Source organism: Lysinibacillus sp. FSL M8-0134 (genome assembly GCF_038069745.1).
Classification (GTDB): domain Bacteria; phylum Bacillota; class Bacilli; order Bacillales_A; family Planococcaceae; genus Lysinibacillus; species Lysinibacillus irui.
Map to the genome: position 1 here is coordinate 3145942 of NZ_JBBPAJ010000001.1, position 24495 is coordinate 3170436.

Sequence of the window (24495 nt, forward strand, 5' to 3'; positions counted from 1 at the left end):
TATCTACTCTACTTTTCAACGAGACAAAACAGTCTGTATGTTATATATAGGGTGTTGCTCACTTTGTCTTGCATAAAGTATAAATCCTTGTTTGCTTACGTTTGCCTATGTCATCAGTAATATAACCTTTAGAAACTATAAACTCATAAGGATACTGTCTTTCAGCAAAAATTTTATTCGCTTCAGAAAAGTCTCTTATAACTTTATAATGAGCATTTTTTATATTTAGCTCCTGAAGAATTACTTTTGCTTCTTTGGAAGAATAATAAACAACCTCTTCATACTTTTGAAGTATGTTTAATTCTCTCTGTCTATCTTGTAAATCATCGAGAACATACACCTTATCTTCATAGCCTAAAAGCCTTTGAATTTCTTTTATAAACCCTTTTGGCTGTTCAATATATTTCTTGAAACGAGATACATTAAAAGCAGATTTCACATAAATCATATTATTGATTTGAACATCACTTTCTCCATCATAATAGAACATATTGTTCAATGACATTCGTTGATGCTTTTCTGTTTTAACAGCTTTTACTTTATAATATTGCCTTCCCAATGAAACATTCTTTTGCGCCATTGAGAGCTTACCGCCAATTTGATTGTTATTATAGTTTTGAAACAATACATTCACTTTTTCATCTGCTCCAGGCACTAACCTTTTTCTACCTAGACATTGAATGAAAGTATCAGTATCAAGCATATCAATAACAATATGCTGTACTTCAATATCTTCTATATTAAAGCCCACATCTAGCGCTGCTGTAGTAATTAAAAGTAGTGTTTCAAACTTTTCATTCTCTATCATTTGCTCAATTTGGTATTCATCTACATATCGCTTATATTTGCTACTCACTCCACAAACAAACATTGCATTATCTTTAAATTTGCTATACAACTCATAAGCTTTTTTATCGCTTTGTATAAAGATAATACTTTTCTTGTTATTTGCTACTAACCACTCTACCGAAGCATACAACTGTTGTTCTGATTGATAAGCAGATAATTTTTGAATGTAGCTGTAATCTGGAAGTAAAGAATACTCCTTGATAGACCTCGAGCTGTAAAATTTTTTAATGTACTTTATCAAGAGTTCTCCTGTTGCACTCATTAATAAAGTGATAGCATTACTAGCACTTAAAATCAGCTTTAAAGAATCTTCTGTGTTTGCATTAAACAACGCATCATTTGTAAAATAGTGTGAGTCATCACAAATGATATAATCATATGCTCGTAACCATGATATGTCACCCTCACTATGTACTATAGAATGTTCTATTGCCTGATACATTTTAACTTCAACATTCGTCACATCTGCTTTTTTTAGCCTATTCAAAACTTGTTTTTTTAATTTTGTCCTAGGAACTAAATAAAGAATTAGCTCATTATTCTTTTTAGCTTGTTTAGCTAGAACATTAATAACAAAGTAGGTTTTACCGCTTCCTGTTCCTGCTGAAAGTGAAATAATATCACCTGACTTCCATGTTAGGTACTCTTTTTTAATCAAATCAGTAACTTTCATCTCAAACTCCTAACTCAGTTCTATAGAAGCACCTATTCGGCACTTCTATAAACTGAATATTCCGACTTAAAATCTTACATCAATGCCTGACATAAAATTCTCATTTTACTAATAAAGTAATATCTTCTCAGTAAGAGATAACTCTCCATCACAAATATCACCGATTAAATAATGAAACAAAACATTTTCATCTGCTTGTAAGAAATACTTTAAGTGACTTTTATCCCCTGAATAAATATCACTTAGTTCATTTTCTTGAATAGCTTTTAATTCATTGAAAACTTTTCTCTTGCGATAGTTTTCTAAAATTTCTAAGTCAAATTCATCTTTTCTACAAATAATAATTTTTCATTAATCATTGAAGAAAGCTTACTAATTGCATCACTCATTCCATTAGCTTCCTCTAAAACTTGAGTGATATTTTTTTCTAATACATCTTGCTTAAACATTACAAAACACCTCTGAAATCTTATTAAATCAACGTTTATCGTTGACTGCTTCTACATCATAATGTATATCCAAAATTAGTACAACCCCTCCGATTCACATCCAAAACGTCTTGTCAATATATTTTTAACAAACAAAAAAAGCCGGCTTTTACCCAAAGTACAGAAAGTAGAAAATATACGCATTTAGTATTATTTTCATACATATCTCAAAGGAAAGATAAAGCCGGCTTTTTCTTCGACATAAGAAAGTGATATTGAAATTTTTTAATTTATTTTTTCATTCCACTCGTTTTGGTTATATATATTAAACTTCCCTCCGTTAATCATATATTGAAGCAACTCATAATTATCTTCTGAATCAGCTTTAATCAGTTCTAATGCAAATTCATTAGCCTCCTTCTCATAAGGGTTATCTTCATACTTATTAGATGCGGCTTTATACTTCTCTGTAGTAAGTCCATCGCAAAATTGTTGTAGATGCTTTAACTCATGTAATAATATAAATTCTAAATAAATCAAAGATACTTTCTCGAAGAAGGTATAATTCGTTATAGAATGTTTGTAATTTAATTCAGCTTCTATATGATGTAAGAAAAACCATATTTTCAATTCATCATTTTCTAATTTTGAACTAGCCATAGTTGTATTAGGCTTCAAATAATTTGTATCATCTTTTTCAATATTCCATTTTAATGGATAGACCTGTGCTATTTCCTCAAAATACTGCAAATACTTTTGTTTCAGCAATACTACTTGCTGTTCTAAACCTGATACCTCTACTTTTTGATATAATATTGCAGCCATCTCGTCTAACCTCCCTAAATTCAACTAACCTAAAGATATTCTCTCAAATCTCTTGCTACTTCTTCAACATCTAAATCTAAATACTGTGTTGTTACCGCTAAATCACTATGACCGAGAGCTTTTGATATAATCGCAATGCTCGCTCCCTTGTCATGTAAATTCTTCGCATAGGCTCGTCTAATAGCATGTGCATTGATGTTCTCCAAGTTAAACCGTTTTGCATACTTTGTTAGCTGTTTTGAGATAGCATTATTCGTTGACTTTGTATTTAAGCTTGTTCCTCTTGTTGAGATAAATAAATTGCTGTTATTCTCCCCATAGTGACTGCGAATGTTATCGTTACAACGAATTAACACTTTGAATAGCTCGACTAGCTGTTCATCAATTGGTAGCTTTAAGATTTGATGATTCTTTAAAATAGCACCTTCTAATACGAGCGTCTTATTGTCAAAGTCAATGTGATGCTCCTTTAGCTGACCAAGTGTGTTAATACGTATGCCTGTTTTGTACATCGTAAGTATTGCTGTCACATCTCTAAGCCCAACAAATGTGTTCTTATCAATCAATGAGATTAACACAGCTATGTCGTTTGGCTTTGCGCCTTTTTTCACCTTCTTATCAACCTTCACATTGACTGATTGCCAAAAGTTAATCGTAAGCCACCCATTTGTTAAACACTTTCCAAGAAATGATTTCAGCACCTTTAGGCGTGTAAGCTTCGTTTGATTTACAACAGCCATGCCATTAAGCCATGAATAAATTGTATCGACTGTAAACTCGTCTAAATACTTTACATCTGCGCTTTTCGCAAAGTTCGTTAGCACCGTATCATAATCTTTTAATGTTCTTGCTCGGTAGCCGCTCACTTCCATTTGCTTTACAATCGTCTTTAACGCTTCCGCAAAGCTCTTTGAATAAGTTCTCACTTGCTCTCCTTTAACCGAGGCGGCAAGCTCCTGAGGTGATGTAAACGAGAAATCTACATCAAACAATCCCGACTTTTTAGTCATAAAAAAATCCTCCATTCAGTTGAATTGGAAGATACATTTCGTTCTGTTAGATTGCGTAATTTTGGGTACAAAAAAAGGGATTCTGCATCAGTGACCGAAGCCCTGACCGAATCCCTAGTTTCTCACAAACTCAATGGTATCAAGGGTTTGTGACTGATTTTTGTACGTCCCAGGAGGGATTCGAACCCCCGACCGACGGCTTAGAAGGCCGTTGCTCTATCCAGCTGAGCTACTGAGACATGATGTCGTTTCTTATGTATTCCATAGGAAGGACAATATTTATTATATGTACTTTATAGCATAATGTCAACATTAATTTTACTATGTAGGCAAGGTTTGCCTCATATTTTTTATCATATGCTGTGATAGTATCAATTATACCATCTCTTCACCTTCTAAAGGGACGAATATAAAAAATTTTGCTACACTATTGGCGATAAAAACTTGGAGGTATGTTTGATGTTTAAGGATTCAGTTGTTATTGTCACAGGTGGTGCACAGGGGATTGGGAAAGGTATTGTTCATGCCTATGCACGACAGGGAGCAAAAGTAGTGATTGCCGATTTAAATGAAGGGCTTGGTCAACAATTAGAACAGGATCTGCTTGCTAAAGGCTACTCTGTATTATTTGTTCACACGGATGTGACGAAGGAAGAGGAGATCGTTCATTTAATGCAACGAGCTGTTGAGCAATACGGGACGATTCATATTTTAATTAATAACGCTGGAAAGTTTCAGCATAAATCTCCTTATGATGTGACGTTTGAGGAGTGGAGTGATCTTTTGCATACGAATTTAACGAGTACCTTTTTTTGTGCAAGAGAGGCAGCAAAGGTGATGAGACACAATGCGAAGGGTGGTGCGATTGTTTCATTGGCTTCGACGCGAGCGGAAATGTCTGAGCCTGATACAGAAGCCTATGCGGCTACAAAAGGTGGAATTGTGGCATTAACCCATGCTTTAGCCCGATCTTTAGGGCCTGATCAGATTACTGTGAATTGTATTTCGCCTGGTTGGATTGAAACGGGCGATTATGCAGCTCTTCGTCCAATAGATCATGCGCAGCATTTGTCGGGAAGGGTTGGTGTACCAGAGGATATCGCACAGGCTTGTCTCTATTTAACCAATCCGCAGAATAATTTTGTGACAGGCATTAATATTACCGTTGATGGTGGTATGACCAAAAAGATGATTTACGAAGAGTAATCATAATCTCCTTTACTTTCTTGTTCTTCATACTTAGAGATTGTGCGGAGTATGCTACTGTAGGAGAAAAAACAAGAAGGAGTGAAGCCTTGTACCCCTATTCAAATGGTTTTACTTTAAGCCAGCTGTACCAAGGTCCCTATGGTCAATATACGGCACCGATTCGACACATTTTAAATTCCAATGATTATCGTCGTTGTATCAGTAAAAACGAAGCAGATTTTATGGCCATGAATCGCTTACTCTGGATGGAGCATGTGAATTGGACACGGATGACGATCATCAGCATTGTCTTTAATTTACCTGATTTACCTTTTGTGCAACAGCGTTTGCTACGAAATGCAACCGATTTAGGGAATTGTCTACGGCCCTTTTACGGTGACTCTGTAGCAGATCGCTATGCGGCCTTAATTAAGGAGCATTTACTTATTGCTGCACAATTAGTAACAGCAGCTGCTAAAGGAGATGCTTCAACAGCGGAAGTGAAAGAAAAAGAATGGTATCGCAATGCAGATGATATTGCCATATTTTTGCATACAATCAATCCTTATTTAAGTAGAGAAGCTGTACAAAAAATGTTTTATACGCATTTAGCTTTAACGAAAAATGAAGCGGTGACGATGATACAAAAAGATTATCAAGCAGATGTAGAGGTTTTTGATGAAATTGAAGCAGAGGCACTTGCGATGTCTGATATGATTGCCAGCGCCATTGTGATGCAATTTTGTTACCTCTTTTAATTACGTAAGCTTTTTATGTTCCATTACTGGTGGGAAAACTCTAGCCACCTTGTTCTTGGCATAATGGGCAATAGGCTCCATATGTTGAAAAGTTTTTTTCATAAAGGAAGCGAGTGAATTGCTTTGAATGGTTACTCTGGCTCGTTGCAACTCCCAAGGTGAGTGGTGGATATCAATACGAAGCAGTTTATTGTTGTATTTTGACCATGAATGATAACGTTCTACGATCCAGTGATCAAAATTCGTGGCTGTATGATCCCCCAATGTAAAAGTAACTTTTAATCTTTCATCACATGCCTTGTAATGGCTTGTATAAGAAAAGTGATGATCAATTTGTTTGCCTACTAATTGTGAATAACGATATGGTAAGCTCCCGATTGCCGTTACCTTTGATAGTAAATAATTAGTCACATCTAGATGAAAAAAATAGATTCCTTTCCTACCGTTATACTTGACATATGTTCGGACATTCAACTGTAAATAGTTATTCATGCCAGGGATGGGCGGTAGAAAGCGAAGTCGATGTCGATAAACTTTAAAAAGGACAGCACTAAGCCAAGCATTCTCTTCAAAGAGATCGAGCTGTAACTCATTCGGTATATATTTTTGTAGTTCTTGGGGAGATATAGGCCAATGTAAGAATAATACATCTTGCCATGTTTGTGTCATCATCCACATAATAAAACTCCTTTCTAACGACTAGTTTTTCCTAGAAAGGAGTTATTCAAACAAACGAACTATTTATCTTGCTCAGCAGATTCTATTTCAACATAACGATAATATAAATTACGTAATTCAGATTCTTTATACAAACCTAAATGACTTTTGTATTGGGGATGTACCATTATCCCCTGTGCTCGTAATTTTTTGACAAACCAACCTTTTGAATATTGATGCACCGAACCCATTCTCCTTTATCTTTATTCATACATAGGGTATGCACTTGAATTCTTGAGGGTGCCTTTGTGCAATAAAAAAAAGAGAGGCGGTATCCTCTCTTTTTTAAGTGCCACAAAAAGTGCGATATGGTTGACTACACGATTCAGGCAGTGAAGCATAGTTCTGTTGCTCTTTTGTATGGGCGTAGGGCTGCGCAAGGACTTTTAATAAGTTGTTCATCACACTATAATCCCCTCGTTCTACTGCCGCTTCTAATGCCTCTTCTACTCTGTGATTGCGTGGAATAACAGCAGGATTATGCTGTTGCATTACTTGTTGTGACATTTCTTTCGTCTGCTGCTGCCTCTCTAATCGCGCTTGCCATTTTTGATACCATTCTTTAAAAGCTGATGCAGTAAATAACTCAGATTCATTTACCTGGTCAAATGTTAACGCGATAAATGTATTTGTATAGTCTGCTTTGTATTGTTGCATGAGCTGCAAAAGTTCTTCAATTAATGCTGCATCCTCTTGTTCTTCAGTAAATAATCCTAGCTTAGCACGCATCCCCTTCATCCAATTTTGAGTATACAGCTGGGGATATTGTTGCAGAACATCCTGTGCCAGTTGAATAGCTTCCTCCTGATCTTCATGAATTAAAGGGAGTAACGCTTCAGCCAAGCGTGTGACATTCCAGCCACCTATATTTGGCTGGTTGCCATAAGCATAACGACCTTGATGATCAATTGAGCTAAATACTGTCGCTGGATCATAGGTGTCCATAAACGCACAAGGGCCATAATCAATCGTTTCACCACTAATCGTCATATTATCTGTATTCATCACACCATGGATAAAGCCAACTAATTGCCACTTAGCTATAAGAGACGCTTGTTTTTTGATTACTTCCTGTAGTAAATAAAGATAACGATTTTGGTCTCCTAAATCTGCTTGGAAATGTCGCTCTAATGCATAATCAGCTAAGAGCTGAAGCTCCTCATCCGTCCCCCAGTTTGCGGCAAATTGAAAGGTTCCTACACGCAAATGGCTACTGGCAATTCGTGTGACAATCGCACCTGGCAATTCAGTTTCACGCATAATCGTTTCACCGGTAGTCACGACTGCTAAACAGCGGGAAGTAGGAATTCCTAACGCGTACATCGCCTCACTTATAATATACTCCCTTAACATTGGACCCAATGCAGCTCTTCCATCACCACCACGAGAATAAGGTGTTCTACCGGAACCTTTTAATGCGATATCATAGCGTTCATTATGGGGGGTTATTTGTTCACCATATAGCAGCGCCCGACCGTCACCTAGCATATTAAAATGACCGAATTGATGTCCTGCATAAGCCTGCGCAATTGGTTCGCCACCTTCTGGGATTTTACTACCAGCCAAAATGGCTACTGCCTCCTCATCTTGTAAAGCTTCAATGTCTAGGCCAAGTGATGTTGCTACTGCTTCATTAAGCAACACCAGTTTTGGTGAACGTACAGGATTTAATGAAATGTCGGAATAAAAAATACTTGGTAGTCGAACATAACTATTATCAAAATGCCAGCCAATTGTCTTTTTCATGATGTCTCCTTTGGTTCCTTTTGAGTTTATTTTTTCTATTTCATCATCTTTCATTCATAGACAATTTTACCACTATTCATAGTCAATATAAAAATCCGCAATAACTTCGGAAGTCTTGCGGATTCATTTCCTCTTATTTTCTTTGAAATGTATGACTAGCTATACATTGGTGATCGTCAGTCCAGAATGCCACTTTAAAAGTAGAAGCCTCTATTTCCACAATAGCAAAGCTTTTCTCTTTGCGACCACGTGGTTTTAATAAGCTTCCAGGATTTAAAAATAAAATATCATCTATCATTTCAGCACCGAGGATATGGGAATGACCAAAGCACACAATTTGTGCATCTAGCTCTTTAGCCCGATAGGATAATGAAAGAATGGAATTTTTCACATTGAACAAATGACCATGGGTGATAAAAATCCTTACGTCATTATTCATGAAAATTTCTTCTTCTGGATAAGCCTTCTCATGATCACAGTTCCCACGTACTTTTATCATTCCCGCTAATGACTCATGCGCGAAAGGAAGTTCACTATCTCCACAATGAATCACAGTGTCTATTTCTGGATAAAAACCCTTTACTCTTTCAATGACTTGGCTGTCACCATGTGTATCACTCATAACAAGTATTTTCATGGATATCACCTCTTATTTTATAAGATTCGGTAATTGCTCCTTTAACTTGCGAATGGCATTGCCACGATGAGAAATTGCTCCTTTTTCTTCTGGAGAAAGCTCTGCCATCATACGGTTTAAGCTTGGTACGAAAAAGATAGGATCATAACCAAACCCGTTCGTTCCACGTTTTTCATGTGCAATGACACCTTCACATGTACCAAAGACCGTTGTTGTTGCAAATTCGGGACCTGCTATAGCAATGCAGCAGCAAAAACGTGCTGTACGTTTATCATCTTCGACCCCTTGTAAATTTTCTAATAGTTTTATCATGTTTGCTTCATCATCATGATCGCCAGCATAGCTAGCAGAATACACGCCTGGTTCACCATTTAAAGCATCTACTGCTAAACCACTATCATCAGCAATCACAATCGTACCAAGCTCTTTTGCTAAGGCTTCTGCTTTTAAGATTGCATTTTCTTCAAACGTTGTCCCTGTTTCTTCTATTTCCATTTCTGGTGCCACTTCAAACATTGTTACTACTTCATAACCAAGTGGTCCAAATAATGCTTCGAAATCCTTTGCTTTTCCTTTATTTTTCGTTGCGATTACTACTTGTTTCATATTATTGATTCCCTCCAACCTTGTTTGCTAGTTCACCAAGTGTTGTTTTTTGGAGCTCTACTAATTGCTGAATGCCCTTTTCACCTAACGCTAACAATTCATTCAGTTCTTCACGGGAAAAGGTTGCTTCTTCGCCAGTTCCCTGTAATTCAACAAATCGCCCTGCACCTGTCATCACAATGTTCATATCAACAGCAGCAGCTACATCTTCAACATAATTTAAATCTAAAATGGCACCCTGCTCTTCTACGATACCTACACTAGTTGCTGCTAAAAAGTCTGTTACTGGGAATTTCTCGAATGGCTTTTCTTCAGCAAATTTAGCAATAGCTTGTGTCATGGCAACAAATGCACCTGTAATGGATGCTGTACGAGTGCCTCCATCTGCTTGAATGACATCACAGTCAATCCATACTGTACGTTCTCCCAATGCTTCTAAATCCACTACAGCACGCAATGAACGCCCAATTAAGCGCTGAATTTCCATCGTACGTCCATTGACTTTCCCACGAGAAGATTCACGAGGTGTACGTTGAGCTGTTGCACGAGGGAGCATTGAATACTCAGCAGTAATCCATCCTTTTCCTTGCCCACGTAAAAAGCCAGGTACTTTGTCTTCAATTGTAGCTGTGCAAATTACTTTTGTGTTTCCCACTTGAATCAATACGGAGCCTTCTGGATGTAAAAGATACTCACTATCCATTTTTATCGGTCGTAGCCCGTCTGCATTTCTTCCATCGAATCTTGTCATATATTTCGTTCCTCCTAAAAGCTTTCGCGCACTCATCTTATCATAATTTGTTTCATCAAAAAAGTACTCGTCGGCTTATGTATGATGCTGAAAACGGCAAAAATCAGCCTAGCCAGTTGCTAAGCTGATTTTTTATTTTAATGTCATACGTTTTATGTCAAGAGTACCTTGCCCTAGCCAATTCTCAGCAATCGAACGGAAAATTGGAACAGAACCGGTTGCAAAAAATTTATGAGCAGGCACCGTATTTGCGTTTGCTAAAGTGCCGTTATACGCTAACATTTCTTGAACATCCTTTGCTGTTTCTTCCGCAGAAGAGAGTACATTAACATCTTCTCCGACAACAGCTTCAATTTGTTTTTGTAGGATAGGATAATGTGTACATCCTAAAATAACCGTATCGAATTGTTGATTTTTCAACGGCTTTAAGCCTTCCGCTATCAGTTGATTAGCAAAGTCACCTTTGTATTCGCCACTTTCTACAAGTGGTACGAATGTTGGACAAGCTAGTGGAATAATATGAGTTGACGTATTAAGTGACAATAAGGCTTCTTCATACGCCCCACTTTTTATTGTTCCTTCTGTTGCAAGCACAACGACTTCATGTCGCTTCGTTTTCTTTACAGCTGCACGTGCGCCAGCATTTATAACACCTAGTACCGGAAAAGGCATATTTCTTTGTAAACTTTCGAGTGCTACTGCAGTCGCTGTATTACAAGCAATAACAAGCATCTTAATATTCATTTTTTCAAGTGCTTTTGCCATTTGCCATGTAAAATTCCGTACTTCCTGACGACTTCTTGGACCATACGGACATCTTGCTGTATCGCCAATATAATAGATCGTTTCATTTGGCAATCGCTTCATAATTTCTTTTGCTACGGTTAAACCGCCTACTCCTGAGTCAATAACGCCTATCGGGGCATTCATACTTTCCGCCTCAATCCTGTTTCATGTGTACATGTAGTTTTTCTAAATAGCTTGATAATTGCGCGACTTCTTGTTCATTAAAACCAACAAGCATCTCTTGCAAATATTGCTGTCTTTTTTCAATAACTTCTTGAATAATACGTTCGCCTTTTTCGAGAAGATGAACGACAACGACACGGCGATCATTTTCATCACGCACACGCTTGACTAATTCATTTTTCTCCATACGGTCCACTAAATCGGTTGTCGTACTAAAAGCTAAATATAAACGGTTTGATAATTCGCCAATTGTAATATCACCAAGCTCTTCTAACCACTGTAATGCAACAAATTGTGGCGGCGTGATCGCATAATCGGAAACAATCTCTCTTCCCTTTTGCTTCACGATGGCCGCTATATAGCGTAATTCCTTTTCAACCGTTGCAACGGTTTCAGGTGAGTGCTTTGTTACTTCATCCGACATATAACTATTTCACTCCTAAAAATACGTTGAATAGTTCTATTTTGTCGTTTTTTTCACGAAATAGCAAGTGTCCATTAGTCTAATTTAAATTCTTCCAAGCGTAACAGCTCAATTAACGCCTGAGATCGATTCGTTACACCTAGCTTTTGAATTGTATTGGAAATGTGATTCCGCACTGTTTTTTCACTAATACCAAGCTGCTCTGCAATATCTCTCGTTGTTTTTTCAGCTAATAAAAGCGCAAATATTTCACGTTCTCGGTTTGTTAAAAGAGAACGATGATGAGAGCCATTCATTCAGTTACACCCTCCTCCCCCGCACGTATTGTAACTTATGTTAAGGGGCTTGAAGCGGTGACGGCTATTTGCATGATTATTACATGTTTTCTTTAAAAATTTCGGAAATTGCTTCGACACATACGTTCGTTTTCTGTTTATTGGGTCCATATCTCACCACAATTAAGCGTCGAGATGATTGCCAATGTAGTTTGGTTAGTGGTTTACTCGCAAACAGCTATCACGAAATTGAACAAGATGACTACACTCCTCACTATTTACACTTTTTACTGAGAAATAATTGCTAGACTAATTAAATGAGCTCTCTCCTCCTCTGAAATCGGCACACTTTTGCCTGTTCGAGGATCCATTTGCACAATTGTTCCGCGACCTGTAAAGCATATTTCATTCTTCTGATTTTTTGCTAGATAATGAATGTCCATTGAAGAATTCCCGACATTCGCTATCTTTGTGTAAATTCGTAGAACATCATCAAAGAAAACTTGTTTTACATAATCACATTGTAAATCAGCTACTATCGGTATAGCTTTTACACCTTCATCCACTGCTGAAGGCATTAAAATATCTAAATGACGAAAATAATCAATTCTTGCTTGCTCAAAATATGTAAAGCTAACGGTATTGTTCATATGCCCGTACATATCCGTTTCCGAAAAACGTACACGTACCTCACTATAAAAGGAAAAATCCTTTTGCCACTCTTGTAAATTTTCAATATATTTTGCCTTCATGTTACACATCCCCTTTTCATTGTTTGCCACTCCTATTTTAAGTCGAGTAATGCATTTGCACTTTTATTAATCATGGCAAATAGTAAATGAATCAATATTCATTATAAAAGAAATTGATTTATTAGCATAGAAAAATTCACTATTTACCTATTTTTATTGCAAATATTGCTACCCATTACATCATTAGATTGGTTTCTATAAATATAAAAAACTCCCTCACACAAAAGTGTAAGGGAGTTTGAAAGCCCGCTTATCCGATATTAGTCTACGTAGTGATCAGAACCGAAGAAGTTACGGAACATTTGCACTGTAGTTGCACGGTTAAGTGAAGCGATAGATGTTGTTAAAGGAATACCTTTTGGACATGCAGCAACACAGTTTTGAGAGTTACCACAGTTTGCAAGGCCGCCATCACCCATAATAGCATTTAAACGTTCATCTTTAATCATTGCACCTGTTGGGTGAGTATTGAAAAGACGTACTTGTGATAATGGAGCTGGTCCGATGAATGAAGCTTTTTCAGACACGTTTGGACATGCTTCCATACATACACCACAAGTCATACATTTAGATAATTCATAAGCCCATTGACGTTTACCTTCTGGCATACGTGGACCTTCACCTAAATCATAAGTACCATCGATTGGTACCCATGCTTTAACTTTTTTAAGTGCATTGAACATACGTTCACGGTCAACTTGTAAGTCACGAATAACAGGGAATGTTTTCATTGGCTCAAGTTTAATTGGCTCTGTCAATTGGTCAACAAGCGTTGAACATGATTGACGTGGACGTCCATTAATTACCATTGAACATGCACCACAAACTTCTTCTAAACAGTTCATATCCCAAGTTACTGGCGTTGTGCTTTCACCATTTTCAGTAACAGGGTTTTTTTGAATTTCCATTAAAATTGAAATTACGTTCATACCATGACGGTAAGGTACTTGGAATTTTTGCCAGTAGCTATTGCCGCCTTGTGTATCTTGACGTAAGATTTCCACTTTAACCATTCTTCCAGTATTAGCTGCGATTTGCATAACTTTTAGTCTCCTTTCGCAGAGTAGTCACGTTTACGTGGTGGGATTAAAGAAACGTCGACTTCTTGGTACGTGATAATTGGGTTACCAGTAGTTGGGTCAAACTTCGCCATTGTTGTCTTTAAGAAGTTCTCATCATCACGGTTAGGGAAATCAGGTTTATAGTGTGCTCCACGTGATTCATTACGTAATAATGCACCTTTTGTCATTACTTTCGCAAGAACTATCATATTCTTAAGTTGACGTGTGAAGTGTGCACCTTGGTTACTCCATTTTTGCGTATCGTTAATGTTGATATTATTCCAACGCTCAGTTAGCTCATCAAGTTTTTTCAGTGTTTCTTCAAGCTGATCATTGTAACGTACTACAGTCATTGTAGCAGTCATCATTTCACCAAGCTCTTTGTGAAGTAAGTAAGCGTTTTCTGTGCCATCCATTTTCATGATAGCTTCCCATTTAGCTTGTTCTTCCTTTACGCGAGCATCATAAAGGTCTTGTGGAAGATCTTCAGCATGCTTTTTAAGATGTTTTACATAATCTACTGCGTTTGGTCCTGCAACCATACCACCGTAGATAGCAGATAGTAATGAGTTTGCGCCAAGACGGTTTGCACCGTGTTGTGAGTAATCACATTCACCTGCTGCAAATAGACCAGGAATTTCAGTCATTTGGTTATAGTCAACCCATAATCCACCCATTGAATAGTGAACAGCTGGGAAGATTTTCATTGGTAATTTACGTGGGTCATCCCCTACGAATTTTTCGTAGATTTCGATGATACCACCAAGTTTAACGTCCAATTCATGTGGATCTTTATGAGAAAGATCTAGATATACCATGTTTTCGCCGTTGATACCAAGTTTTTGGTTTACACAAACGTCGAAAATTTCACGTGTTGCAATATCACGTGGTACTAAGTTACCATAAGCTGGGTATTTTTCTTCTAAGAAGTACCAAGGTTTACCGTCTTTATAAGTCCAAATACGACCACCTTCACCACGAGCAGATTCTGACATTAGACGGTTTTTGTCATCTCCAGGAATCGCTGTTGGGTGAATTTGAATGAACTCACCATTCGCATAAGAAGCACCTTGTTGGTATACGATAGAAGCAGCAGAACCTGTATTAATAACAGAGTTTGTTGTTTTACCGAAGATAATACCAGGGCCACCAGTCGCCATAATAACAGCGTCTGCACGGAATGATTTAATTTCTTCTGTGCGCATATCTTGCGCTACGATACCACGGCAAACGCCGTCTTCGTCGATAATAACACCAAGGAATTCCCAGTGCTCATATTTATTTACTAAACCAGCTACTTCGTGTGAACGAACTTGCTCGTCAAGTGCGTATAGTAATTGTTGTCCAGTTGTAGCACCAGAGAAAGCTGTACGGTGGTGTAGTGTACCACCAAAACGACGGAAGTCTAAAAGTCCTTCTGGTGTACGGTTGAACATAACACCCATACGGTCCATTAAGTGAATAATGCCAGGTGCTGCATCACACATACCTTTAACTGGTGGTTGGTTCGCTAAGAAGTCCCCACCATATACTGTATCATCAAAGTGGATCCATGGAGAATCCCCTTCACCTTTTGTATTTACCGCACCATTAATTCCGCCTTGCGCACAAACAGAGTGTGAGCGTTTTACAGGAACTAATGAGAATAAATCAACTTCAGTACCAACTTCAGCTGCTTTAATCGTTGCCATCAGACCGGCAAGACCACCGCCGACAACAATTATTTTGCTTTTCGCCATGATTATTTCTCACTCCTCTTAAAAAATTGCAATGATTGCATGTGTCTATCCTAGCTTCTATGGAATTAAACGAAAGCTAAAATAGCAGCCACACCAACTACACTTAGAATTACGAAAATAATGTTTGTTACGTAAGTAGCAATCTTTTGAGACTGAGGAGATTGTGTAATACCCCAGCTTACTAGGAATGCCCATAAACCGTTAGATAAGTGGAAAGTTGCTGATAAAATACCAACAATGTAGAATCCAAGCATGAATGGATTATTCACGATATTTGCCATCATGTCGTAATCAACGTGTGTGCCAAGTGCTTTTTGAATACGAGTTTGGAAAATATGCCATGCAATGAAAATCACTAGGAATACACCAGTGAAACGTTGTAAAGAGAACATCCAGTTACGGTACGTGCTGAAACGTCCTGTGTTTGGTGTAGCAGTGAATGCAATGTAAACACCATAGAATGCGTGGAACATTAATGGAATATAGATGACAATCCATTCAACTAGGATAAGGAATGGAATCTTTTCCATTACTGCGGTAGCATCGTTGTAACTTTCTGCCCCGCCTGTTGCTGTAAAGTTAATGAACAGGTGCATCGTTAAAAACAGACCTACTGGAATGATCCCAAGTAGAGAATGTAAGCGACGCCATAAAAACTCTCGATCTTTCGACAAGACTGTTACCCCCCTTAGTACTTAAAATAGCACAACAAAAGAAGTCATCATTTTGTAAATGATACTTCATTGACTGTGTATTTCATCATGGTACAATATTATGACATGTTTATTGTACTCTCAAGAGCTACGAGCGTCAAGGCAACTCGGAGTTTTTCATAGAGCTTATTAAAGAACTAATATAGTACATGATGCGTCGTTTTTTCTCGAAAAATCTATCATTACTTTATTACCGCCAAATTTTAAGAATATTCTAAGAAAGAAGGATAACAATGTTAAACACTCCATCTCCTACAATCTCATCATTTGGTTATGAGATCATTCGCGATCATATTCTATCTTCTATACTTGGTAAACATGAAGATGATGTCCTTTATTGGGCAGGTAAAGAGCTTGCACGTAAGTTTCCATGTAAAAGTCAAGACGAACTTATCGCATTTTTCGCAGATGCCTGTTGGGGTACATTAGCGTTATTAAAAGAATCAAAGGATGGTCGCATTTTCGAATTGACTAATGACCCAGAAATATTACAAATCAAACAACGTAGCTTTAGACTTGAGGCGGGATTTATAGCTGAACAAATTCAATTAGCTAAAGGCTATCTTACAGAATGCTATGAAGAAAAACGAGAAAAGCAACACCATGTCATGTTTACAGTCAAATGGGATGTTAAGGAACGTATTATGAATACCATCCCTACAGAGTAATGAAAAGGATTGCCTCCCTTATATGGGATGACAATCCTTTTTTCTTCCTATCATTTCGAACAATTACATAAAATGCTGTTTCTTCTATTATTATATATAAAGTGCTTGCTCTAAATTAAATTCATCATGTAATGCATTTGCTGCACGGATCATATCATCCTGTGGTACGACAACTGATACTTTTATTTCAGATGTGCTAACCATTTTTACGGGAATGTTTTCATGGCGTAATCGATCAAACATACGGGCAGCAACACCAGGATTAGACGCCATACCTGAACCAATAATGGAAACTTTCGCTAACCCTATTTCGAAGTCAGCAAAGCTAAAGCCAAGTGATACTTTGCTATCTTCTAGAACCCGCAATGCTTCCGCAAATTCCTCTTTTAAAATGGAAAAAGATACAGTCGGCTTTAATCCATCAATAATCGCTTGAACAATAATATCTACATTGATCCGATTTTCTGCTAGGGTGGTAAACATATCGGCTAATGAACCTTCGCTATAGGCATCATACCCAACTGTTAACCGAATAATATCTGCTTCAAAAGCTACACCGCGAACTACTAAATTTTTCTCCATTTCCACTTCCTCCTTCAATAAAGTACCTACCGACTCTACTGAACTAGAGCGGATGATAACTGGTAATTGAAACTTCTTCGCTAACTCTACTGCCCGTGGATGTATAACATGTGAACCTAAATTGGATAGTTCCAACATTTCATCGTAAGAAATTTCCTGTAGCTTTTGGGCATTTGTAACATAGCGTGGATCGGCTGTATAAACACCATCCACATTGCTATATATATCAACTCTCTCTGCCTCTAAACCTATGGCAAGAGCTACAGCTGTTGTTTCCGCTCCACCCTTTCCAAGAGTTGTTATATTATAATCGTCGTCAACACCCTGTTCTCCAGCAATGACTACAATTTGGCCTTGTTCAAAATGTTCTTCAATACGATGGACATCTAAATTGTCTATACGTGCATGTCGATACATACGATCCGTATGAATACCTGCCTGCCATCCAGTTAATGACACTGCCTTATAGCCTGCTTCTTGTAATGCAATAGCAAATAAAGAGCTAGATAATTGAGTACATGTGGACATCACTGCAGCTAATTCTCGCTTTGACACATCGTCAGTGAAACGCTTCACCATCATCTTTACGTCTTTTGCAGTTTGTCCCATTGCCGCTACTACCACTACTACATCAAACCCTTTATCCTTCTCAGCAATAGCTTTTCGAGCCATTTCTTGGATGTGGCCCGTTGATGCTATTGTAGCTCCTCCAAACTTCATCACAATTCTAGCCATTTTTTTGTTCCCCTTTCCAGTCTGCGTATTTCACTTAACTTCGAAGTGTAAAAACAGTCTCTAGAAAACTAAAAAAGCAACTTCCACATAACGTGAAAGCTGCTTATAACATGTACAATAATCGTAACTTGCGCATGTGTGATAGCTCTCCGAAACGTTTAGAATCGACAGTCTTACATTTCTTAAATGCAAAACCAGTACAACAAAGGAAACAACAATGCTGTACTTCGGCAAGCTCCCCTTTCACACAATGTCTCTGGACTTGTTCATCCTCCATTGTGCTATTCTTGAATCTTGCACCTCTATCATCACCTTAAAAGTGAAGTATTAAATTTATTAGCCCTGGCGTCCACTAACTAGCCGTCCAAAGGGCTGTTTAACATTGAACAACAATGTTATTTACAACCTTAGCACATGTCTATTCCTTTGACAACGATTCTTGCTGAAAATAGGAGTAAATTTGGCTTGCTAACTTAGCAGGCATCCCAGCCTCCTGTAAAGCTAGTTCGCTCGCCTCTCGAATTTTTTTGACTGACCCAAAATGTTTAAGCAACTGTTGCTTACGTTTAGGTCCTATCCCTTCGATTTGATCAAGGACAGATTGAATAGCATGCTTCTCATGCTGTTGACGCAAGAACGTAATAGCAAAGCGATGGACTTCATCTTGAATTCGTTGTAACAAATAAAAACCATCACTTGTACGCTTTAAGGCGATCACTTCTGGCGGATCACCAAACAATAGCTGCGATGTATTATGCTTGTCATCCTTTGCTAAACCCGCAATTGGTATAACAAGCCCTAGTTCATCTTCTAATACTTCACGAGCTACTTCCATTTGCCCTTTTCCTCCATCAATGAGGACTAAATCTGGTAATGGTAAACCCTCTTTTAAAACCCTCGTATAACGACGACGGATGACCTCCTGCATAGCGCCATAATCATCATGCTTGGCTGCTGAACGCGTTTTGTACTTACGATATTCCTTTCTTGCAGGCTTTCCATCAATGAAAACAACCATAGCAGAGACGGCATCCGTGCCATGCATATGACTATTATCAAAAGCTTCGATTCGTAATGGCGTCGTTATACCCATTGCCTCACCAAGAACCTCACAAGCACCAATTGTACGTTCTTCTTGTCGTTCAATCAGCTGGAATTTAGCTGCCACAGCTATTTCAGCATTTTTGGTTGCTAAATCTACCAATTCCTTTTTCTGTCCTCGTTTTGGTGTGAGTACTTTGATCTCTAATAATTCCGTTAAAATGGCTGCATCAATGGCTTGTGGAATAAAAACTTCTTTTGGCTTTATATGCTCTGGTTTCTCATAGAAACGCCCAACAAATGTTAAAAATTCTTCTTCAGCATCTTGATAGATCGGGAAAATGGAGACATCACGTTCTATTAATTTACCTTGTCGGACAAAAAATACTTGTACACACATCCATCCTTTTTCAACAGCATAGCCAAATACATCACGGTTTGTTGTATCACTTGATACAATTTTTTGTTTTTGCATAACTGTATCAATGTGTGCAATTTGGTCTCGAAACTCCTTCGCACGTTCAAATTCCAAATTTTCAGCAGCTGCAAGCATTTTAGTTTCCAGCTCCTTTTTAACTGCCTCAACACCACCATTTAAAAACTTTGTCATATCCTCAATCATTTCTTGATAAGTTTGACCATCAATTTCCTTTATACAGGGAGCCAAGCATTGACCCATATGATAGTACAAACAAACTTTTGAAGGTAATTGTACACATTTGCGTAGCGGATATAATCGATCTAATAGCTTTTTCGTTTCACTTGCCGCATATGCATTAGGATAGGGACCAAAATATTTAGCCTTATCCTTTTTAACCTTTCGTGTTGTAATAAGACGCGGATGTTTTTCGTTGGTAATTTTTAAATATGGATATGTCTTATCATCCGTTAGCATGACATTGTATTTTGGATCATGTAATTTAATGAGATTCAGCTCTAAAATAAGTGCTTCAATATTGGATGATGTCACGATATACTCAAAATCTTCTATTTCACTTACAAGTCTTTGTGTTTTCCCCTCATGTGTACCTGTAAAGTAAGAACGCACACGATTTTTCAGTACTTTCGCTTTACCGACATATATAATTGTCCCCTGTCGATCTTTCATCAAATAGCAGCCAGGCTGATCGGGTAAAATATCCAGTTTACGCTTAATTAAATCGTTCATTACCTACCTGCCCCCTAAGTAAAATTTCCTCTCCATATTATATAACGAAAAAAAGCCGAACACATCAATTGATGGCTCGGCTTTTATAAACTTCATTTATTACGCATGTTTTGCGATAAATGCTTCTAAAGCTTCTTTAGGTTGGAAGCCTACAGTTTTGTCAACTAATTCTCCATCTTTAAATAATAGTAAAGATGGGATAGACATAATTTGATACTCAGCTGCAGTACCTTGGTTATTGTCTACGTCAACTTTTACAATTTTAGCTGCACTACCAGCAGCGTCCATTTCTTCAAGAACTGGCCCAATCATTTTACAAGGTCCACACCAAGCAGCCCAAAAGTCTACTAGTACTAACCCTTCTTTAATATCGTTTTGGAACGTAGCATCCGTTGCATGTACAATTGCCATTTGAAATCCTCCTTAAGCTTACTATGATTGTAGTATAGCATGGATAAATTCACTTGAGCGAACAATCTGCCTACAATGTATTTTTTATGAAAAACGATGTCGAAAAACGTAAGATTGACTATTCATTTTCTTGATAACGGCCTTTCAATACATAGGATAATGTAATAAAGAGATAAATGCCTAACGTAATGCCTGTGATGATGATGGAAGTTGTGAAAATAATCCCAATTAAAATGGCACTTAACGCAATTATAGCGATCCATGTTGTATAAGGGAACCATTTCACTTCATAAGCACTTGTATTTTCCGCTTGTTTTTTTCGTGATTTCAAATGGGCAATCGCAATAATTAACCAAATGAATAACACCGTATAACCAAGAGATCCCATTAAGAAATCAAAGGTCTTGCTCCCAGCATATAGAGATAAGATTACACCTAAATACATGGCCACTGTACACATTAAAATAGCATATACTGGCACTTTACGTTTAGATAAATAGCCAAAGATTTTAGGTACACGCCCGTCTACAGCTTGGGTATACAGCACACGAGATGAACCATAGAGTCCTGAATTCATGGAGGAAATAATGGCAAGTAAAACGACAGCGTTCATAATATGATCTGCACCAGGAATGCCGATCATTTTAAATACCATTACAAATGGACTTTCAGGTACCCCGTTTACATTATTCCAAGGTATTAAGCTGACAATAATAAAGAAAGGTAGCAGATAGAACGTAACAATACGTACTAGTGTACTGCGAACAGCTTTTGGTACAACTTTTTCTGGATTTTTCGTTTCTGCTAATGTAATCCCAATGATTTCGGTTCCCCCATAAGAATAAATAACCACCAACATGGCAGCAATTAAACCCATTGAACCATTAGGGAAAAACCCTCCGTGCTCCGTTAAATTAGAAAAACCTACAGCTGTATGATGTCCAAACGAAACTAGTAATAAGATAAGTCCCGCAATAATGAACACAATAATAACCGTTATTTTAATTAAGGCTAGCCAGTATTCGGTTTCAGCAAATATTTTTACGGACAATAAATTAATGGCTGTCACTAAAACTGAAACTGACAAGGCAAGTATCCAGATGGGGTATTCTGGCAACCAATATTGAATAAAAATTGCCGCAACGACAGACTCCGCTGCAATATTTAAAACCCACATTTTCCAATAGATCCAATCGAGGAAATAAGCTGGGTATTTTCCTAACACCGATTGAACTAAATCTCTAAACGTTCTGGCTTCTTTATTTCGAACGGCCATTTCTGCGAGGCCTTGCATAACAAATAATAAAATGATGCCCCCTAATAAATACGCAATGAGCACTGACGGCCCTGCCATATCGATAGCAGCACTACTACCTTTGAATAACCCTGCCCCAATTGCCCCACCTAGAGCCATCATTGTGATGTGACGTGAGGTCATTGTTCTTGTTAATTGTTGACTGTTTTTTTCCACTTTCTTACCTCCTAAAATCAAAAAAGCATATCGTCTCTTCTTTCAAAAAAGAAGAGACGATATGCCATTTAGCAAACCGCGGTACCACTCTAATTGGTTCTTTATAGAACCCAGCTTAAAAACCTTGTAACGAAGGTTAATCGTCAAACAAATAGAATAATCAGATAATTCTATCTATCTTACCACTCCTAGGCAAGTTCAAAGCCTTATTGGACTGCGTTGCACCATCCCGCAGCTCTCTTCACCGAATAATGAGCTTTTACTACTCCTAATCTTTGCGTTTCAAATCATTAATGTATCAACCACTATAATAGCTATCGTTAATTATGTCAATATTTTATTTTGCAATAATTTTCAAACACTAATTATTTCTTTCGCCCATTATAAAAAGCAGGAAGGATCTTCCCTCCCTGCTTAACACTTTATGCGTTCACTTTTAATGCTTTAAATTCTTCAATTAGAAGCGGAATAACTTCAAACAAATCACCAACGATACCGTAATCCGCTACTTTGAAAATATTTGCTTCTGGATCTTTATTGATGGCAACAATTACTTTAGAATTTGACATTCCTGCTAAATGTTGAATGGCACCAGAAATACCCGCCGCAATATAAAGGTCAGGTGTAACTACCTTCCCTGTTTGACCGATTTGAAGTGAATAGTCACAGTACTCAGCGTCACATGCACCACGTGATGCTCCAACTGCACCGCCTAGTAAATCTGCTAGCTCTTTTAATGGCTCGAAACCTTCTTCAGACTTCACACCACGACCACCTGCAACAACAACTTTCGCTTCTGAAAGATCTACACCTTCTGAAGATTTACGAACTACTTCTTTGATTATTGTGCGTAGGTTTGTAATATCTACAGTGATAGCAGAAACATCGCCTGTTTTTCCTTCGACTTTTTCTAATGGTGTAATATTATTTGGACGAATGGAAGCTAAAACAACGCCCTCTTTAACTTTCACTTTTTCAAAAGCCTTACCAGAGTAAATTGGTCGGATGAATAGAACATCATCACCGGCACCCTCAATAGAAGTGACATCGGATACTAGACCTGCTTGTAATTTACTAGCGATTTTTGGAGATAAATCTTTACCATTTGCTGTATGCCCGAAGACAATGCCAGCTGGTTTTTCTTGCTCAATAACAGCTAATAATGCCTGACTATAACCATCAGATGTATATTGCTTTAAATGTGGGTGTTCCACTGTTACCACACGGTCAGCACCATATTCAAATAATGGACCTGTTAAACCTGCTACAGCATCCCCTAAAAGTACTCCAACAACCTCGCCACCATCTGCGATTTGTTTTGCAGCTGCAATTGCTTCAAAAGAAACATTACGTAAGCTTCCTTCACGAACTTCACTTAACACTAATACTTTTTTTGACATAGAATATTCCCTCCGTTACCCTTTAAGATTCGATTAACATCATCAAATAATTAAACAACTTTTGCTTCTGTGTGAAGTAGATTTACCAGTTCTTTTACTTGTGCAGAAAGGTCACCTTCAAGAACGCGGCCAGCTGCCTTTTGAGCTGGTAAGAAGATGTCTACTGTTTCAATCTTCACTTCTACATCATCTTCATCGATATCTAAATCATCTAACTCAAGTTCTGCAAGCGGTTTCTTTTTCGCTTTCATAATACCTGGTAATGATGGATAACGTGGCTCATTTAAACCTTGCTGAGCTGTTACTAATAATGGTAAAGAAGTTTCAATGACTTCTGAATCTCCTTCGATATCACGAACAATTTTCGCAGATGTTCCGTCAATTTCTAGTTTTGTAATCGTCGTTACATAATTAATATCCAGTAAATCTGCAACGCGTGGACCAACTTGACCAGAACCACCATCAATTGCAACATTTCCAGTTAAAATTAAATCCGCATCTTTATCTTTTAAGTATTCAGCTAAGAGATAAGCAGCAGCATTTTGGTCTAATTCATCTAAATCATCTTCGGTATTAATTAATACGGCTTCGTCAGCTCCCATAGCAAGCGCTGTACGTAATTGCTTCTCTGCATCCTCGCCACCAATTGTGACAACTGTTACTTTGCCACCAGCAGCATCACGCACTTGAATTGCCTCTTCAATGGCATATTCATCATAAGGGTTGATAATGAATTCCGCGCCATCCTCTTGGATTTTGCCACCCGACACAACGATTTTTTCTTCTGTATCAAACGTACGTTTAATTAATGCAAAAATATTCATATATCCATACCTCCTGGAACGTTTTTATAATTCTAAGTAAACTTATAAATATTATATATTTTCAGTTTCGATAA

At 37.7% G+C, this 24495-nt stretch carries 26 protein-coding genes, 1 tRNA gene, 1 riboswitch and 1 other annotated feature; of the genes, 3 read left to right on the plus strand and 24 right to left on the minus strand.

What is annotated here, in order from left to right:
• Positions 1 to 58: 58 nt before the first annotated feature.
• The 5 genes from MKY49_RS16035 to MKY49_RS16055 all read right to left on the minus strand — a co-directional run bounded on the left by MKY49_RS16035 (position 59) and on the right by MKY49_RS16055 (position 4024).
• The gene (locus tag MKY49_RS16035) at positions 59 to 1522 is read right to left on the minus strand and encodes a DEAD/DEAH box helicase (RefSeq protein WP_341386657.1); all 1464 of its coding nucleotides are present in this window, start codon (positions 1520 to 1522) and stop codon (positions 59 to 61) included.
• Positions 1523 to 1833: 311 nt separating this feature from the next.
• A complete protein-coding gene (locus tag MKY49_RS16040; protein ID WP_341386658.1) occupies positions 1834 to 1971 on the minus strand; it encodes a hypothetical protein in 138 nt (45 codons plus the stop codon).
• Between the two features lie 264 nt (positions 1972 to 2235).
• Entirely contained in the window at positions 2236 to 2775 is a 540-nt protein-coding gene (locus MKY49_RS16045; protein ID WP_341386659.1) for an ImmA/IrrE family metallo-endopeptidase, read from the minus strand.
• Positions 2776 to 2804: 29 nt separating this feature from the next.
• Positions 2805 to 3785, minus strand: a complete 981-nt coding sequence (locus MKY49_RS16050) for a tyrosine-type recombinase/integrase (protein ID WP_341386660.1) — start codon at positions 3783 to 3785, stop codon at positions 2805 to 2807.
• A 165-nt stretch (positions 3786 to 3950) separates the two neighbouring features.
• Positions 3951 to 4024, minus strand: a tRNA-Arg gene (locus tag MKY49_RS16055).
• A gap of 220 nt (positions 4025 to 4244) precedes the next feature.
• On the opposite strand from MKY49_RS16055, the gene MKY49_RS16060 reads away from it, so the two are divergent.
• Positions 4245 to 4991 (plus strand): SDR family NAD(P)-dependent oxidoreductase, encoded by a 747-nt coding sequence (locus tag MKY49_RS16060; protein ID WP_274794004.1) that lies wholly within the window; start codon positions 4245 to 4247, stop codon positions 4989 to 4991.
• An 89-nt stretch (positions 4992 to 5080) separates the two neighbouring features.
• Positions 5081 to 5731, plus strand: coding sequence for a hypothetical protein (locus MKY49_RS16065; RefSeq protein WP_274794005.1), 651 nt, complete (start codon positions 5081 to 5083; stop codon positions 5729 to 5731).
• On the opposite strand, the gene MKY49_RS16070 is transcribed toward MKY49_RS16065, so the two are convergent.
• The 13 genes from MKY49_RS16070 to MKY49_RS16130 form a co-directional block, all read right to left on the minus strand.
• Entirely contained in the window at positions 5732 to 6409 is a 678-nt protein-coding gene (locus MKY49_RS16070) for a YqjF family protein (RefSeq protein ID WP_341386661.1), read from the minus strand.
• 59 nt (positions 6410 to 6468) lie between these two features.
• Entirely contained in the window at positions 6469 to 6639 is a 171-nt protein-coding gene (locus MKY49_RS16075; RefSeq protein ID WP_274794007.1) for a DUF2639 domain-containing protein, read from the minus strand.
• A 94-nt stretch (positions 6640 to 6733) separates the two neighbouring features.
• Positions 6734 to 8194 carry a protein adenylyltransferase SelO gene (locus tag MKY49_RS16080; protein WP_274794008.1) on the minus strand — a complete coding sequence of 487 codons (1461 nt, stop codon included), beginning with the start codon at positions 8192 to 8194 and terminating at the stop codon, positions 6734 to 6736.
• A gap of 133 nt (positions 8195 to 8327) precedes the next feature.
• The gene (locus MKY49_RS16085) at positions 8328 to 8831 is read right to left on the minus strand and encodes a metallophosphoesterase (protein WP_274794009.1); all 504 of its coding nucleotides are present in this window, start codon (positions 8829 to 8831) and stop codon (positions 8328 to 8330) included.
• A 12-nt stretch (positions 8832 to 8843) separates the two neighbouring features.
• Positions 8844 to 9437: an XTP/dITP diphosphatase gene (locus MKY49_RS16090; RefSeq protein WP_341386663.1), complete on the minus strand. Its 594-nt coding sequence runs from the start codon at positions 9435 to 9437 to the stop codon at positions 8844 to 8846.
• Position 9438: 1 nt separating this feature from the next.
• Positions 9439 to 10188 (minus strand): ribonuclease PH, encoded by a 750-nt coding sequence (gene rph / locus MKY49_RS16095; RefSeq protein WP_274794011.1) that lies wholly within the window; start codon positions 10186 to 10188, stop codon positions 9439 to 9441.
• Positions 10189 to 10320: 132 nt separating this feature from the next.
• Positions 10321 to 11118 (minus strand): glutamate racemase, encoded by a 798-nt coding sequence (racE, locus tag MKY49_RS16100; RefSeq protein ID WP_274794012.1) that lies wholly within the window; start codon positions 11116 to 11118, stop codon positions 10321 to 10323.
• Between the two features lie 10 nt (positions 11119 to 11128).
• On the minus strand, positions 11129 to 11581 hold the full coding sequence (locus MKY49_RS16105; RefSeq protein ID WP_016991542.1) for a MarR family winged helix-turn-helix transcriptional regulator: 453 nt from the start codon (positions 11579 to 11581) through the stop codon (positions 11129 to 11131).
• A 74-nt stretch (positions 11582 to 11655) separates the two neighbouring features.
• The gene (locus MKY49_RS16110; RefSeq protein WP_004226437.1) at positions 11656 to 11877 is read right to left on the minus strand and encodes a helix-turn-helix domain-containing protein; all 222 of its coding nucleotides are present in this window, start codon (positions 11875 to 11877) and stop codon (positions 11656 to 11658) included.
• Positions 11878 to 12143: 266 nt separating this feature from the next.
• On the minus strand, positions 12144 to 12608 hold the full coding sequence (locus MKY49_RS16115) for an acyl-CoA thioesterase (protein ID WP_341386664.1): 465 nt from the start codon (positions 12606 to 12608) through the stop codon (positions 12144 to 12146).
• 260 nt (positions 12609 to 12868) lie between these two features.
• Positions 12869 to 13648, minus strand: a complete 780-nt coding sequence (gene sdhB / locus MKY49_RS16120) for a succinate dehydrogenase iron-sulfur subunit (protein ID WP_016991544.1) — start codon at positions 13646 to 13648, stop codon at positions 12869 to 12871.
• 5 nt (positions 13649 to 13653) lie between these two features.
• Complete coding sequence (gene sdhA, locus MKY49_RS16125) at positions 13654 to 15408, minus strand: succinate dehydrogenase flavoprotein subunit (RefSeq protein ID WP_274794014.1); 1755 nt, start codon at positions 15406 to 15408, stop codon at positions 13654 to 13656.
• Positions 15409 to 15473: 65 nt separating this feature from the next.
• Entirely contained in the window at positions 15474 to 16082 is a 609-nt protein-coding gene (locus tag MKY49_RS16130; protein ID WP_274794015.1) for a succinate dehydrogenase cytochrome b558 subunit, read from the minus strand.
• 272 nt (positions 16083 to 16354) lie between these two features.
• Between MKY49_RS16130 and MKY49_RS16135 the strand changes: the two genes are divergently transcribed.
• Entirely contained in the window at positions 16355 to 16789 is a 435-nt protein-coding gene (locus MKY49_RS16135; RefSeq protein ID WP_274794016.1) for a YslB family protein, read from the plus strand.
• Positions 16790 to 16879: 90 nt separating this feature from the next.
• On the opposite strand, the gene MKY49_RS16140 is transcribed toward MKY49_RS16135, so the two are convergent.
• The 6 genes from MKY49_RS16140 to MKY49_RS16165 all read right to left on the minus strand — a co-directional run bounded on the left by MKY49_RS16140 (position 16880) and on the right by MKY49_RS16165 (position 24421).
• A complete protein-coding gene (locus tag MKY49_RS16140) occupies positions 16880 to 18106 on the minus strand; it encodes an aspartate kinase (RefSeq protein ID WP_341386665.1) in 1227 nt (408 codons plus the stop codon).
• A 134-nt stretch (positions 18107 to 18240) separates the two neighbouring features.
• Positions 18241 to 18419: riboswitch (Lysine riboswitch) on the minus strand.
• A 105-nt stretch (positions 18420 to 18524) separates the two neighbouring features.
• On the minus strand, positions 18525 to 20315 hold the full coding sequence (gene uvrC / locus MKY49_RS16145) for an excinuclease ABC subunit UvrC (protein ID WP_341386667.1): 1791 nt from the start codon (positions 20313 to 20315) through the stop codon (positions 18525 to 18527).
• A 99-nt stretch (positions 20316 to 20414) separates the two neighbouring features.
• On the minus strand, positions 20415 to 20726 hold the full coding sequence (gene trxA, locus MKY49_RS16150) for a thioredoxin (protein WP_274794019.1): 312 nt from the start codon (positions 20724 to 20726) through the stop codon (positions 20415 to 20417).
• Between the two features lie 118 nt (positions 20727 to 20844).
• Positions 20845 to 22164: an amino acid permease gene (locus MKY49_RS16155; RefSeq protein WP_396631780.1), complete on the minus strand. Its 1320-nt coding sequence runs from the start codon at positions 22162 to 22164 to the stop codon at positions 20845 to 20847.
• Between the two features lie 82 nt (positions 22165 to 22246).
• Positions 22247 to 22482 (minus strand) — a binding site (T-box leader).
• A 137-nt stretch (positions 22483 to 22619) separates the two neighbouring features.
• Positions 22620 to 23597 (minus strand): electron transfer flavoprotein subunit alpha/FixB family protein, encoded by a 978-nt coding sequence (locus tag MKY49_RS16160; protein WP_274794021.1) that lies wholly within the window; start codon positions 23595 to 23597, stop codon positions 22620 to 22622.
• Between the two features lie 50 nt (positions 23598 to 23647).
• A complete protein-coding gene (locus MKY49_RS16165; RefSeq protein ID WP_274794022.1) occupies positions 23648 to 24421 on the minus strand; it encodes an electron transfer flavoprotein subunit beta/FixA family protein in 774 nt (257 codons plus the stop codon).
• Between the last annotated feature and the right edge of the window lie 74 nt (positions 24422 to 24495).